This is a genomic window from Spirosoma koreense (assembly GCF_054777875.1).
The window spans coordinates 586,643-600,595 of sequence record NZ_BAAHAC010000022.1; the positions used below are offsets into that span (position 1 = coordinate 586,643).

The window sequence follows — 13,953 nt, forward strand, 5'->3', positions numbered from 1 at the left end:
AAAAATCCATCGTAATACTAATCTGTCAACCAATGAAAACAAGTTTAATCGGTCTTTTTATTACCTCGCTGCTGATGCCCTTCGCGGTTCGGGCGCAGATGCCGCACGATGCCATCTATATGGGGAAGAATCAATTGTGCGTGGCCGGTATGTACGGCTATAGCTCCTGGGATCACTACTGGGAGAACAGCCTCAAGCGGGAAAATTTCAACATCGGTACACTCACCACACAGAGCGCCATGGTTATGCCCGCTTATGGCATCAGCAAGCGAGTCAATGTGATTCTGAGTCTGCCCTACGTCTGGACCAGTGCGAGTGCGGGAAATCTGATGGGCCAGCGTGGCGTACAGGATCTGTCGGCCTGGCTGAAAGTAAAAGCCGTACAGGTAGGCGGTTTCTCGCTGCATGGTATCGTCGGCGCGTCGATCCCCATCGGAGGGTACGTGCCCGATTTTATGCCGATGTCCATCGGGATGCAGTGCCGTACGGCGACGCTGCGCCTGCTGGCCAATTACCGCCATGCGCCTACGGGTCTGTACGTAACGGCGCACGGAAGCTACGGCTGGCGCAGCACTATTAAAATCGACCGGGATGCCTACCAGGCCGACGACCGGATGTATAACGTCGACCGGGTCAATGTTCCTAATGTATACGATGCGGCCCTGCGGCTGGGCGTGTTGCGAAAAGGCTGGCAGACGGAAGTGTTTGCCGAACGCATGGCCTGCCTCAATGGCGACAATATTCGCCGGAACGACATGCCTTTCCCGACGAATAACATGCAGGCGACTTCGGTAGGCTGGTACGGTAAATTTCAGCCGCACCACATCGGGGTCAATGCGCGGGTTGGCTACGTGGTCGATGGGTTGAATGTCGGCCAGAGTACCAGCTACACGGTTGGGGTGTTGTATCAAATTAATTTCAAGAAAAAAGCGTGAATAAAGCCATGAACATACATAGTCGTTTTTTCGTCGTAACGGCCCTCGTGGCCAGTCTGGGAGCCGGCGTGGTTTCGTGCAGCAAAACCATCGACGAACCTCAGAAAGCCGCCTACGCACCGACCAATGTCGATGAGAAAGCCGGAACCTGGAAAACATACATACTCACAGCCCCTACGGACGTTACGGTCGCGGCTCCTGCCGCCATCAATTCCGCCACGTACCAGGCCGAACTAACCAGTCTGAAACAAAAAGCTACGGGACTAACCAGCGAGCAACAGGACGCCGTTACGTACTGGGGGGCCGGTGCCGCCTATCGCTGGAACGAGATCGGTCGGGAGTTGTGCGCGCGCTACAATATTCCGCCCGCATCGACACCTGATGGCAAATACCCCGTGCCCGACGCGGCTAACCCACTGGCCGATCCGAAGTTTCCGTTCTCCAACCCGCCCTATTCATCCCGGGCACTGGCTTACCTGAGTGTGGCTCAGTACGATGCGCTGGTGTCGGCCTGGTACTACAAGTACCTGTATAACCGCGTGGCCCCCGCCAAAACCGACGCGGCTCTTAAACCGCTGCTGCCCGTATCGGCGCTGCCTTCGTATCCGTCGGAAGATGCGGTCGTGGCGGCTGCTTCGGTGGTTATCCTGAAAGCGATGTTTCCCGGCGAAGTGCCTTACCTGGATGCGAAACTGGCTGAGCACCGCAATAGCCGTCTGTGGGCGGGCATGAACGTTGAAAGCGACCTGGCCGCGGGCGAAGCGCTGGGCAATGCCGTAGCTGCGAAAATAATGGCCCGGGCCAAAACGGATGGCATGAGCGCGGCCAACAACCAGACCGTAACCGCCGGTATGATTCAGGCGGCAAAAGATCGGGGATTGACCGAGGTATGGGTAAGCCAGGAGGCCCCCGCCCGGCCTCCTATGCTGCCGAACTTCGGTACTGTCTCCACCTGGAATTTCGACAAAGCAACCCTGGTTAAATTACGGCCCGGTCCGCCCCCGGCTCTGAATTCGGATAGCTACGAGAAAGACATAACGGAACTGCGGCAAATCAACAAAAGCCAGACCCGCGATCAGGCCCGGATTGCCAATTACTGGTCGGACGGAGCCGGCAGTTATACGCCACCGGGTCACTGGCACCGCACGGCTGCGAATGCTGCCCACGATGCGCAATACAGCGAAGTGCGCACGGCCCGAACGCTGGCGCTGGTCGGTACGGCGATGATGGATGCGGCCGTAGGCTGCTGGGATGCCAAGTACTACTATTATTACCCCCGCCCACAACAATTTGGCGTGAAAACATCGGTGGGATTACCCAACTTTCCTTCGTACCCGTCGGGGCACTCGACATTTTCGGCGGCTGCAGCAACCGTTTTAAGTGGTATCTTTCCTGATAAAACCCAGGACTTCCAGGATGAAGCGTCTGAAGCGTCCGTATCGCGGGTGTATGGCCTGATTCATTACCGATTCGACTCGAATGCCGGGCTGGATCATGGCAAAAAGATTGGCGCCTACGCGCTGGAACGGGCAAAAGCCGACGGGTCAGGATTATAAAATCTTTATTTTTTATCATAGGTTGACTTTAGTCCCCGGCCGTTCTGCGGCCGGGGTTACTTTTTTGAAGACTGTCCGCCGATAGCACAAACAGGGTTACCGGGGGCGGTCGTCTGCCCGACTAAACTCGCCCAGTTTTCAGATACCGTTCACAAGGAAATTGCACCTTACTGAGGTAGGCTCGTCCGGAACCTCTACTTTTGCGTAACCCTATTCTGGATGTATGCGATCAATCGCCGGTATTACCATCGTTTTTCTGCTTAATCTGATCGGTATCCGACAGGCTTATGCGCAAGGACTGGTCGACGGATTTATGCGCGGTCAGCGCAAAGCGAATCTGCAGATCATAGGCTCACAGGAGTCATACGAGACCTACTACATTAACAAAACCGAAACCCGAAACCCCAATCTGGGTACGGTGACAACCCAGGCCGTAACGGTAAAAGCCTCTTACGGGCTGGGGTACGACCTAGACCTGATCGTGGCAGCTCCCTACGTCCGGACCGAAGCCAGCGCGGGTTATTCGCCCAAACAGGAAGGATTTCAGGACATCTCGGCGGCCCTGCGCTGGGAAGCGTATGATTACAAGATCGGGAAAACCCGGCTGTCGTGGCTGTTTGCGGTGGGCTACTCGATGCCGCTGCAGAATTACGTCAACGACGCCCTGGTAGCGATCGGACGGGGTTCCAGTAACCTCGACGGCCGAACCATGCTGCATTACAAAGCCGGACCTTTCTTTTTGACGGGTCAGTACGGTTACATTCGCCGGGGCCAGGTGGCCCTCGATCACATCGTGAGTGCCTACGACCCCACGCAGCTAAATCCCAACAGTGGCGTGAAGGTCAACTCGCCGGACGTGACCGAGCTGATCATCAAAACGGGGGTCAAAACAAAGGCTCTTTACATCGACGGCTGGTTTCAGCAGCAAACTCCCTATTCTGAAGGGACCAATATCGGCCCCGGAATTCCGTTTCCGACCAACACCGTTGGCTTTGCGCGGGTAGGCGCTACGGCCTATGTGCGGCTCGTCGGTCAGTTGGGGCTGACGGCTGGGTACAGCACGACCCTAAGCGGACGGAACATCGGTAAATCCGATCGGATCAATGGCGGGCTGGTGATTGGCCTGTATCCTTAACCAACCAGGGTATCCCTGGGCTTGCCAAAAGTCATAACGATATGAAAACGTTTTTCTCATTTAGTCTTCTGGGCAGTTTGCTCCTGAGCGTGATGGCTTGTAAAGAGCCTGCCATCGACGAAGGAATTCTGCCGCTGGTGCTTCCGGCAACGACCGACGCCGATGGCGGAACCTGGCGAACCATCGTGCTTAAATCGGCCGCCGACATTGCGGTCCCTCAACCTGCGGATGTGACGTCGGATGGGTATCAGCACGAATTGTCCGACATAAAGAACGGGCTGCTGAGCTTGAATCCGGAGAAGAACACGGCCGTTACGTACTGGGTAGATGGGGGCGTCCGGCGCTGGAATCAGATTGCCCGGCAGCTGGTGGCCAAATACAATCAGTACCCAAACTATCTGACTCCCACCACGGGGCAGGTTTCGTCTACCGATCCGGCCAATCCGATGGCAAGTCAGTCGTTTGCCGCCCGGGTATACGCGCTGCTGAGCGTGGCGCAGTACGACGCGCTGGTGGTGGCCTGGCGGGCCAAGTATCAGTACAATCGCCCGTCGCTGGAGCGGCAGGGCGTGGTGGCGCGGGTACCTGTTCTCGACGTGCCCTCGTATCCGTCGGAAGATGCAGCCATTGCGGAGGCTTCTTACCAGGTACTGGCGTATTTATTCCCGGACGACGCAAGCTGGCTAAAAGCCAAAGCGACGGAGCACAAACAAAGCCGGTTGTGGGCCGGGGCCAGTGTGGCCAGCGATGTAAAAGCGGGCGAAGACCTGGCGGTCAGCGTAGCGGCAAAAGTGATTGACCGGGCCAAAAACGACCGGTTCGACCGGGCAGCCGACCCGACCAATACCTGGCAAACGGCACTGGCCAAAGCGCCATACGACCTGAAATGGAAAAGCCTGGAAACTCCTGTTCTGGCTCCTATACTGCCGCTGGGGGGGCGCGTCAGCACCTGGTATGATTCGGTATCGGTATTTCGGGCGGCACCGGGTGCTCCTCCCGCAACGACCTCGGCTGACTTTCAGCAGGCGCTCAGCGAAGTCCGCAACGTAGCCAGCAACCGCACCCGCGATCAGTGGCGGATAGCCAGTTATTGGGAAGATGGCATTGCGACCTACGGCCTGGCTGGCCACTGGAATTACCTGGCCGAAGGCCTGATTCGCGACGCCCGGCAGAACGAACTGCGTTCGGCACGCACCTATGCGCTGCTGAACCGCGCCATGCAGGATGGTGCAACGGCCTCCTGGTCGGCTATATACACGTATTTCGTGCCCCGTCCCTCGCAGATCGATCCCGCCATAAAAACGGCTACCAGCATACCCAATTACCCGAGTTACGTATCCGACCACGCGACCATCTCCACGGCGGCTGCCACCGTGCTGGTTTATGTGTTTCCCGACCAGGCTACCCAACTGACTGCGCAGGGGACCGAAGCCGCTTTATCGCGGCTCTATGCTGGAGTGCATTATCGGTTCGACATCGATGCGGGTACGAAGTGGGGAACCACCATTGGGCAGGTCGCCATCGACGCGGCAAAAACCGACGGCGCCAAATAACGGGACCGGGACGACTGAAAAGCCTTGAGCGACAGCAGGGCCAAAGCTGCATTTTTTGTAACATTACTCCGTCGTTCACGATTTACTAAGCAAACATTGACTGCATGAGTTCTGCTAAACGTCTTTCCGACATACCCATGTCGGGCCAGTCCCGCGTTGTTATCGAGCAGGTTGCTCCCGAACTCGATGGCGGACGGTTTCCCATAAAAGCGATTCCGGGTGATGTCATCGCTATTGAAGCCGACATTTTTGCCGATGGGCACGATTACCTGGCGGCCCGCCTGCTGTATAAACATGCCGACGAGGCCGACTGGACCGAAACGGCCATGACGCTAATCGTGAATGATCGGTGGGGCGCTTCGTTTATTGCCGCCCGGCAGGGGCGATACCTGTACACCATCGAAGCCTGGATCGATCATCCGGCCTCCTGGCAGCACGAAATCCACCTGAAAGTAGAAGACGGCCAGCGGATTACGAGCGAACTGCTGGCTGGCGCGCAGTATATCGATGGCATGATCGAACGGGCAGGCGGCACGACAGCGAAGGGGAAAGGGCAGCGGGGTAAGAATAAGCCAGTACCGGAAACCCCCGATCTGAAAGCGCTGGTGGATATGGCCGCCATGTTTCGCGACGAGAACCGCTACGACGAAGCCGTTTCGATTGCCGAAAGTGACCAGTTTACGTTCTACGCCGATCGCTACCCCGAACGGCGGCACGTGACGCGCTACTCGCATGAGCTTGGCGTAGAAGTAGACCGGGCCAGGGCTGGATTTAGTACGTGGTATTGTTTGTTTCCACGCTCGGCCTCGCGCGAGGAGGGCAAACACGGTACGTTCCGGGACGTCGAAGCGCTACTGCCCCGTATTTCCGGGATGGGGTTCGATGTGCTGTACTTGCCGCCCATTCACCCTATCGGTATGGCCCATCGAAAGGGGAAAAACAATTCGGTTGTCTGGCAACCCGGCGAACCGGGCGTACCCTACGGAATCGGCTCAGCCGAGGGTGGACACGATACTATTCACCCGGAACTGGGTACGATCGATGATTTCAAGCATCTGATTGCCATTGCGGCTAACTACGGTATGGAAGTGGCGATGGACCTGGCCATTCAGTGCTCACCAGACCATCCGTGGGCAACGGAACATCCCGAATGGTTCAGGAAGCGTCCCGACGGAACCATCCAGTACGCCGAAAATCCGCCCAAGAAATACCAGGATATCTACCCGATTTATTTTGAAACCGAGGACTGGCGAAACTTGTGGGAGGAGCTGAAACGGATACTGCTGGTGTGGGGTTCGTGGGGAGTTCGAATCATCCGGGTCGATAATCCGCATACCAAACCGTTTGGGTTCTGGGAGTGGATCATTGCGGAAGTGAAAAAAGAATATCCCGACATGCTGTTTCTGGCCGAAGCCTTTACCAAGCCAAAGGTCATGTTGGAGCTGGGCAAGCGTGGCTTTGCGCATTCATACACCTACTTTACCTGGCGAAATACGAAGTATGAGCTGGAGCAGTACCTGACCGAACTGACCCAGACCGACATAAGATACGCTTACCGGCCGAATTTCTGGCCAACTACGCACGATATCAATCCGGGAATTCTGCACGGGGGCCACGAACCCCAGTTTCTGATTCGCTACTTCCTGGCGGCTACCCTGTCGAGCAACTACGGAATATACGGCCCCTCGTTTGAGCTGATGGAACACGTTCCGTTTCCGAACAAAGAAGAATACCTGAACTCCGAGAAGTACGAAATCCGGCTTTGGGATTGGGAGAAAACCAACAAGCTGACTTACCTGATCACGGTTGTCAACCGAATCCGTCGCGAAAATGCAGCTCTGCAGACCACCAATAACCTGACCTTCTGCCGGGTAAGCGACGACGCTATCATGGCTTACCTGAAAGTGTCGGGGACCAACCGGCTGATCTGCGTGGTCAATACCGATGCCTATAGCCGCCGGGCCGGAATGGTGCAGGTGCCGATCTGGGAGTTAGGCATCAACCCCGACCAGCCTTACACCGTTCATGATCTGCTGACGGAGGCCTATTACACCTGGCAGGGCGAATACAACTACGTCGAACTCGATCCGTATACGTTACCTATGCACCTGCTGAGGATTGAAGTGTAAATGTGGGGTAAGGCGCGGGGGTAAGGGCAGAGGGTAAAACTTTTGTCAACCCCATGCCCTTACCCCCGAGCCCTACCCATACCTACTTCGCCCGGATGGCGATAACCGGGTCGAGCTTGGCAGCGGAGAAGGCCGGAATGATGCCGGATAGGATGCCGATTACGCTCGAAACGCCGAGGCCCAGAGCGATGTTGCCCGCTGTGAGCTGTAAGTCGAGGGTGCCCAGGTTGATGAACGACAGCAGGTAAACCAGAAAGATACCGGCCAGGCCACCTACCAGACTCAGCAGCACGGCTTCGAACAGAAACTGGAACAGGATGAAATAATTCTTGGCGCCCAGCGATTTCTGAATCCCGATAATGTTGGTTCGCTCCCTGACGCTGACGAACATGATGTTGGCGATGCCGAATCCACCGATCAGAATCGAGAAACCACCGATAACCCAGCCTGCAACGGTCAGTACCGAAAAAATACCGCTGATGGCTTTGGCAGCTGCTTCGGGCCGGTTGATGGAGAAGCTGTCTTCCTGGGTCGGCCGTAGCCCACGCCGGGTGCGCATCAGCCCCCGGATTTCGCTTTCGAGTTCGAGCAGCCCCTCGTCGCTGTCGTAGCCTTTGATGGCAATGTCGATGCTGGGATTGAGGGAGTGAAACATTTTGGCGAAGGCCCCGTAGGGAATCAGGCATTTGATATCCGGATTGCCGCCTACGTTGAGAATACTTTCACCTTTGCGCTCCTGAACTCCGATGACCACAAAATTCAGGCTGTTAATTTTTATTGTCTTGCCCAGCGGCTCCTGACCCGGAAAAACGTTCTCGGCCACGTCGGAACCGATGATGGTTACGTTTCGGGAGTCGTTCATTTCCTGCTGGGTAAAATACCGGCCAACTTCCACCGGAACATCCGAAATCTGATTATAATCGAAGGTCGTTCCCTGAATGAGCGAGGCCATGCTGTTGTTGCCGTTCTTGACCGTCACGCGTCCTTTAAAATCCATCGCTACGATAGCCTGCGCATTCTCCAGCCGTTCGCTCAGAAAACGGTATTCTTTATACGACGGTTCGGGGCGCTGGAAGTACTTCCACCACTGAAAGTCGCCGTCGAAAACCCACGGCCATTTCTGAACGTACACCACTTTGTCGCCGATGAACGAGAGGCTGTCCCGAATGTTTCGTTCGAGCGAATCGACCAGGGTAAACACCGCGATGATGGCAAAAATACCGACCGTGACGCCCAGCAGCGAAAGCGTGGTGCGGAGCAGATTCGAGCGCAACGCTTGCCACGCAAATCGAAAACTTTCGAACGTCTGACGAAAAAACTGCATTTGTTACAACGGGTGAACAAGTGAATGACCAGTCGGACGAAACCCGGTCGGACTCGGAGGAATGAAGGTAATAAATTGCCGCAACTAACCCAACCTTTTTAGGATAAGCGCGGACCTCGACGGGATAAGTGGGCGACTGACGCATTGCCCGAACCGGCTTTTTTCGTAGTTTAGGGCACTTCAATCGCCTATCAGACGTATACCATGCATTACCGGATTGGGCCTTTCGGGCTCTCGCTGCTGCTGGCAACAGGGTTTGTTGCCTGCAAAACCCAATCGTCGACCACCGCTGTCGATAAAACTGTCAGTCAGAGTCAGGGTGTTTATCAATACCGCGACGAAGACCCGACGGTCAAGCCTTTCTTCTCCAACCGGGTTGGGGTAACCGGCCGGAATGGCATGGTGGCGTCGGCGCACCCGGAAGCGTCGCAGGTTGGCCTGGACATCCTGAAAGCCGGCGGCAATGCGGTCGATGCCGCTGTGGCCGTGCAGTTTGCGCTGGCCGTCGTCTACCCCGGTGCCGGTAACATCGGTGGGGGCGGGTTTATGGTTTATCGGGACAAAGACGGGAAAGCCTATACGCTCGATTACCGCGAAAAAGCCCCTGGTCGAGCCACTCAGAACATGTACCTCGACTCGGCCGGTAACGTTCGGCCGGGGCTGAGTTTTACGGGCCACCTGGCGAGTGGCGTACCGGGTTCGGTCGATGGGATGGCCGAAGCCCACAAACGGTTTGGTAAACTGACCTGGGCGCAGGTGCTGCAGCCCGCCGTCGATCTGGCTGCGAAGGGTTTTGCACTGACGGAGCGCGATGCCGTCGGGCTCAACCGGATCAAAACAGACCTGACGACCATCAATCCCGGAAAGCCCTATTTCCTGAAAAGCACTGCTCCGACTGATACCACAAGCTGGCATAAGGACGACCAGCTGGTACAGATGGATCTGGCGAAAACCCTGCAGCGAATTCAGGCGCAGGGACGGGCGGGTTTTTACGAGGGCGAAACCGCCCGGTTGCTGGCCGATGAAATGGTACGTGGCAAGGGGTTGATTACCGAAGAAGATCTGAAAAATTACCACGCTGTCTGGCGCGATCCGATTCAGGCAAAATACAAAGAGTACAATGTCATTACGATGCCGCCAACCTCCAGCGGAGGAGTGGCCCTGTTGCAGATGATGCGCTTCACCGAACCGTTTCCGCTTCGGAAATGGGGCTGGAACCGCGACAGCACCGTACAGGTAATGATCGAGGCCGAACGGCGGGTATATGCCGACCGGGCGAAGTTTCTGGGCGATCCGGATTTTGTGAAAGTGCCCGTCGCCCAGCTTATTTCGCCCGATTATCTCCGCACCCGCTGGACTGATTTTTCGTGGGCCAAAGCTACCGACAGTCGAAACATAAAAGGAGGGATGATTCCGGGCTATGAAAGTCTGGAAACGACCCATTTTTCGGTGGTCGACAAAGACGGAAATGCCGTAAGCATTACGACGACCCTGAATGGTGGCTACGGCAGCCGGGTGGTGATCGGCGGAGCCGGATTCTTCATGAATAACGAGATGGACGACTTCAGCGTGAAACCCGGTGTGCCGAACGTTTACGGACTTATTGGCAATCAGGCCAACGCCATTGCCCCCAACAAGCGGATGCTTTCGTCCATGACACCAACCATTCTGGAGAAAAACGGCAAACTATTTATGGTGGTCGGTACGCCGGGGGGCTCTACCATCATGACATCCGTTTATCAGACCATCCTGAACGTCATCGAACACGGGATGACCATGCAACAGGCGGTCAACGCGCTCAAGTTTCACCACCAATGGTTGCCGGATAAGACCATTTTCGAAAACGGGGCTTTCTCCGAGGCTACCATTCAGGCCCTGCAAAACCGGGGGTATATGCTGGAAAAACTGACGAACACCCTCGGCCGCATGGACTGCGTCCTGATTCGGCCGGATGGGACTTACGAAGGCGCGTCTGACCCCCGGGCGGATAATACGGCCCGAGGCTATTGAGCAAAGCTCAAATTAAGTCACCACATGCTGAGTGCCATACGGGCTAATTCGCTGGTGTGTGAGTTGGTCCGGCGATGAGTGCGACTTTTATCCAGATGCCGGTAGAGTATTTTCAAGGCGGTTTCTACCCGCTGCCAGCCTGCTTCACTGCGCAGGTCGATGCCCAGCATGGGCCGGTCCTGATGAGCCATGATGGTCAGATACGACAGCCCTCCGAGTATAATGCTTAACATTGCGGAGGTGTCGTCGCCCGCCAGATCGCCTTCCAGGTGTAGTTGATCGACGAAGCGGTTGAGCTGGGCATCCTGCGTCTGACTCAATAAGATAGATGCCTCATCGTCTCCTGTCAGCGCGGCTTTGAGCATCTCACGGGTGGCTTTCGAAGAGCGTAACTGCCGGAACAGGAGCCGCGTCTGGCTCGTCCAGAACTGCGCCATTTCGCCTTCCTGCAGGGCAATAAGGGAATCGCCCTGGGGTGGAAGCGGAAACAGGAGCCCGTTCTGGATGTATTCTTCCAGCAGCCCGTCGAGACTGCCGAAGTAGCGGTAGATCAGCACCTTGCTGACCTGCGCCTGGTCGGCTACCAGACTGATAGTGGCCCCTTCTAGCCCGTGTTGGGCAATGACGGCCTGTAAGGCAATAAGAATGCGTTGCTGGGTCTGGTTGCGATTGCGTTTCTTCTTGGTTTCCATCGGTTTGCGGTAGGTATCACGGCTGCCCTGCTCCCGAGTCTACGCCCGTAGACTCGGGGCGGGCCAGCTCATTCAGGTTGTATATTATTGAAAAAGTCTTAGCCTACGTGTAGCGATAGGCCATCACTGACCGAGCCGATCTTAAGCGTCAGTTGGGCTACCTGCCCCAGCTTGCGCACTTGGGGGCTGTGGTAAACCTTACGGACGGGCCTGGATACGATTTGCTGTTTCATAATGTAATTTTTAGGGCACGACCAGCCGATGCCGCCGGGTGGTGGCCCGCTCCTGGACTTGCAACACATAGACGCCACTGGGCATAGCATTCAAGGGCTTAAGCTGCACGCTGACTTCACTCAGGGGCTGACGATGGAGCCCAACGGCCACGCCCCGGCTGTCGTGCAGGCTGATGGCGGCCGTAGAGGGCTCATCCAACTCCAGCACAAAGCTCGCTCCACGGACGACCGGGTTGGGGTACAGCCCGTACCGGCCCTCCAGCTCGACCCACCTGGCCGGGAAGGTCTGCTCCCTGCCCGACTGGTCGACTTGCACCAGCCGGTAATAACTCCGCCCCCGGTAAGGAGAGCTATCGACCAAGTGGTAGGTGTTCAGACTGGTACTGCTACCGGCCACATCGAGGACTTCCCCCACCACGTCAAACGTTTTCAGGTCTTTGCTGCGCTCGACGACAAACTTGCCGTTGGCCCCCTCCCAGCTGGTCTGCCAGCGGACCAGCACGCTGCGGTCGGCCTGAGCCTGGGCCGAAAAGTCGGTCAGCTTTACGGGTAGTCCCAGCGATATGGTATGGGTGTAAACAGAGGCAAAGTCGTTGTCGGTCGGCTGGGGATTCGCCGAGGGGTTAGGCGCAATGTTGCACGAAGCCCCAATGTTATTGACGCTCGTAGCGGAGGAGGCTTCGGTGACCACCGCCGATACATAGATGTCGAAAACGGTACTGGCGGGAATGGCGATGTCTTTCTGCAGGCCATCGATACACCCCGTGACGGGATTAAGGCTAAGGTCGAAGTAAGCTAGTAGGGGCCCCGACAAGGCAGCCAGTGGGCTAGGGGCATTTAGGGCACATTTGGACAGACAGATGCCAAAGCCCATCTTGTTAGCGGGACCCACTCCGGTCATGGGTACGACCCCGTTATTGCCAATACTGAACGTCATCGAAAAAGGCGATCCTGTTCCCGCCAGCGGGGCAGGTTGTAAATCACGACTGGTGACAGCGGGGTCGGAGCCCCTTTGGGCCCAGCCGGGCAAGGTCAGTAGGACCCACAGGCCCAGACTACCCAAAGAACGTATCCATGAATGCATAAGCGGTGGAGGTTAACCGGGGTGACCCTCTGGCAGAAGAGCCACCCCGGTCGATGAATCGAATCGATCAGGACCGGCTACTGCTGGAAGTAGTCGATCTTGTCGGCATCCATATTGTTTTCGAAGACGATCTCCGAGCCACTGCCGGCCACAATGCCCGTCGAGACGGTCAGTGTACCGGAAGTAGCCCCTGGAGTCAGCGTGCCTTCCAGCCCGAAGGCGAGCTTTCCTCCGGCCGGGATGACCTGGGAGGTGGTCAGCGTGTAGAAGCCTCCGCTGGGCCCCGATAGGCTCCAGGCTGCGTTGCTTACTGGACGCCCCCCCACTGTCGTAGCCGTGGGTGTTAGGCTCAGGCTGAACATAGGGTCTTTGCTGAGCTTGAGGGTGATGGTGCCTGAAGTAGCCACGCCACTCAGCTCGAAGACATCGACGACGACTGAGATGGCTTTCGTACCGCTGATGGTTGAGGGGCGGGCGTAGATAACCGGCGTCAGGTCGGGGGCGACAACTAAGGAGCCGAAGCTATAAGCAGTATAGGTGTCAGGAGCGAACGAGTCCGTTGTGGTGATCGAACCCGCCGTTAGGGAAGAACTGCCGCCCAGCACGGATGTTCCGTCTACTACCGACGGGATGGCCACCCACTGGGTGCCGTCCCAGCCCGCCACGGTCAGCTTGCTCAGGTCACCCCCCGTCAGCGTACCGATGGCGCTGGAACTGCTCCAGCTCAGGGTGATGGCCGTGGCGTTGACTCCGTCGATGTCCCAGTACTCCCGGGTGCTCACCGCCGAGAGCGAAGCCGCTTTGGTGGCCGATGGGAACGGCCCGCCCGTTGGCAGCACGGCATAGTTGCCCCCGGCCAGGTTGGAGGTCACCGCGCTGGTGGGATCGACGAAGAAGTAGGCGCCGGTGGTGCCATCAGCCGCGGCTGCGAAGGGACCGTAATGGCCGTTGTCGCCGGTGGGAAAGAGGAACGGACCCGTTCCCAGCTTGCGCACGTAGCCATCTACGTGGTTAGCGTCGTTGGCCCCGGTGTGGGTGGTAGCCGTAGGGGCAAAGTTGAGCACGCCCGAGGGTGAGCTGCGGACCGTGCCGATGATGCCCGGCAGTGCACCCTGGCCCCCGGTGAGGAAGTTATGGGTGCCGAAGAAGGTCATCTGAGCGCCACCAAAGATGTAGGTGTTGCCCTGACTCCCCTGCTGGGCCCGGGCGGTGAGCGCTAGTATGAGCAGGACCACCAGCAGTGGGACACTCATCCAGGCCCACTGCCAGCGGGAGGAATGACTATAGGATTTGTTCATTTGA

The 13,953-nt window shown here is 57.1% G+C and carries 11 protein-coding genes; 6 read left to right on the top strand and 5 right to left on the bottom strand.

The window, feature by feature from the left end:
* The first annotated feature begins 32 nt into the window (after positions 1-32).
* From ACYVC2_RS15875 to ACYVC2_RS15895, 5 genes are all read left to right on the top strand, one after another.
* The gene (locus tag ACYVC2_RS15875; RefSeq protein ID WP_461103424.1) at positions 33-935 is read left to right on the top strand and encodes a hypothetical protein; all 903 of its coding nucleotides are present in this window, start codon (positions 33-35) and stop codon (positions 933-935) included.
* Between the two features lie 8 nt (positions 936-943).
* Positions 944-2,491 (top strand): vanadium-dependent haloperoxidase, encoded by a 1,548-nt coding sequence (locus tag ACYVC2_RS15880; protein WP_461103425.1) that lies wholly within the window; start codon positions 944-946, stop codon positions 2,489-2,491.
* A 223-nt stretch (positions 2,492-2,714) separates the two neighbouring features.
* Entirely contained in the window at positions 2,715-3,626 is a 912-nt protein-coding gene (locus tag ACYVC2_RS15885; RefSeq protein ID WP_461103426.1) for a hypothetical protein, read from the top strand.
* A gap of 41 nt (positions 3,627-3,667) precedes the next feature.
* Entirely contained in the window at positions 3,668-5,179 is a 1,512-nt protein-coding gene (locus ACYVC2_RS15890; protein ID WP_461103427.1) for a phosphatase PAP2 family protein, read from the top strand.
* Between the two features lie 104 nt (positions 5,180-5,283).
* Positions 5,284-7,308 carry an alpha-1,4-glucan--maltose-1-phosphate maltosyltransferase gene (locus ACYVC2_RS15895; RefSeq protein WP_461103428.1) on the top strand — a complete coding sequence of 675 codons (2,025 nt, stop codon included), beginning with the start codon at positions 5,284-5,286 and terminating at the stop codon, positions 7,306-7,308.
* A gap of 82 nt (positions 7,309-7,390) precedes the next feature.
* Here the strand turns inward: ACYVC2_RS15895 and ACYVC2_RS15900 are convergent, their stop codons facing one another.
* On the bottom strand, positions 7,391-8,632 hold the full coding sequence (locus ACYVC2_RS15900) for an ABC transporter permease (protein WP_461103429.1): 1,242 nt from the start codon (positions 8,630-8,632) through the stop codon (positions 7,391-7,393).
* 204 nt (positions 8,633-8,836) lie between these two features.
* On the opposite strand from ACYVC2_RS15900, the gene ggt reads away from it, so the two are divergent.
* On the top strand, positions 8,837-10,642 hold the full coding sequence (gene ggt, locus ACYVC2_RS15905; RefSeq protein ID WP_461103430.1) for a gamma-glutamyltransferase: 1,806 nt from the start codon (positions 8,837-8,839) through the stop codon (positions 10,640-10,642).
* Positions 10,643-10,659: 17 nt separating this feature from the next.
* Here ggt and ACYVC2_RS15910 read toward each other — a convergent pair whose 3' ends face one another.
* The 4 genes from ACYVC2_RS15910 to ACYVC2_RS15925 all read right to left on the bottom strand — a co-directional run bounded on the left by ACYVC2_RS15910 (position 10,660) and on the right by ACYVC2_RS15925 (position 13,949).
* A complete protein-coding gene (locus ACYVC2_RS15910; RefSeq protein WP_461103431.1) occupies positions 10,660-11,334 on the bottom strand; it encodes a TetR/AcrR family transcriptional regulator in 675 nt (224 codons plus the stop codon).
* A 98-nt stretch (positions 11,335-11,432) separates the two neighbouring features.
* Positions 11,433-11,567, bottom strand: a complete 135-nt coding sequence (locus tag ACYVC2_RS15915; RefSeq protein ID WP_461103432.1) for a hypothetical protein — start codon at positions 11,565-11,567, stop codon at positions 11,433-11,435.
* Between the two features lie 10 nt (positions 11,568-11,577).
* A complete protein-coding gene (locus ACYVC2_RS15920; RefSeq protein WP_461103433.1) occupies positions 11,578-12,651 on the bottom strand; it encodes a T9SS type A sorting domain-containing protein in 1,074 nt (357 codons plus the stop codon).
* 77 nt (positions 12,652-12,728) lie between these two features.
* Positions 12,729-13,949, bottom strand: a complete 1,221-nt coding sequence (locus ACYVC2_RS15925; protein ID WP_461103434.1) for a hypothetical protein — start codon at positions 13,947-13,949, stop codon at positions 12,729-12,731.
* Positions 13,950-13,953 lie beyond the last annotated feature (4 nt).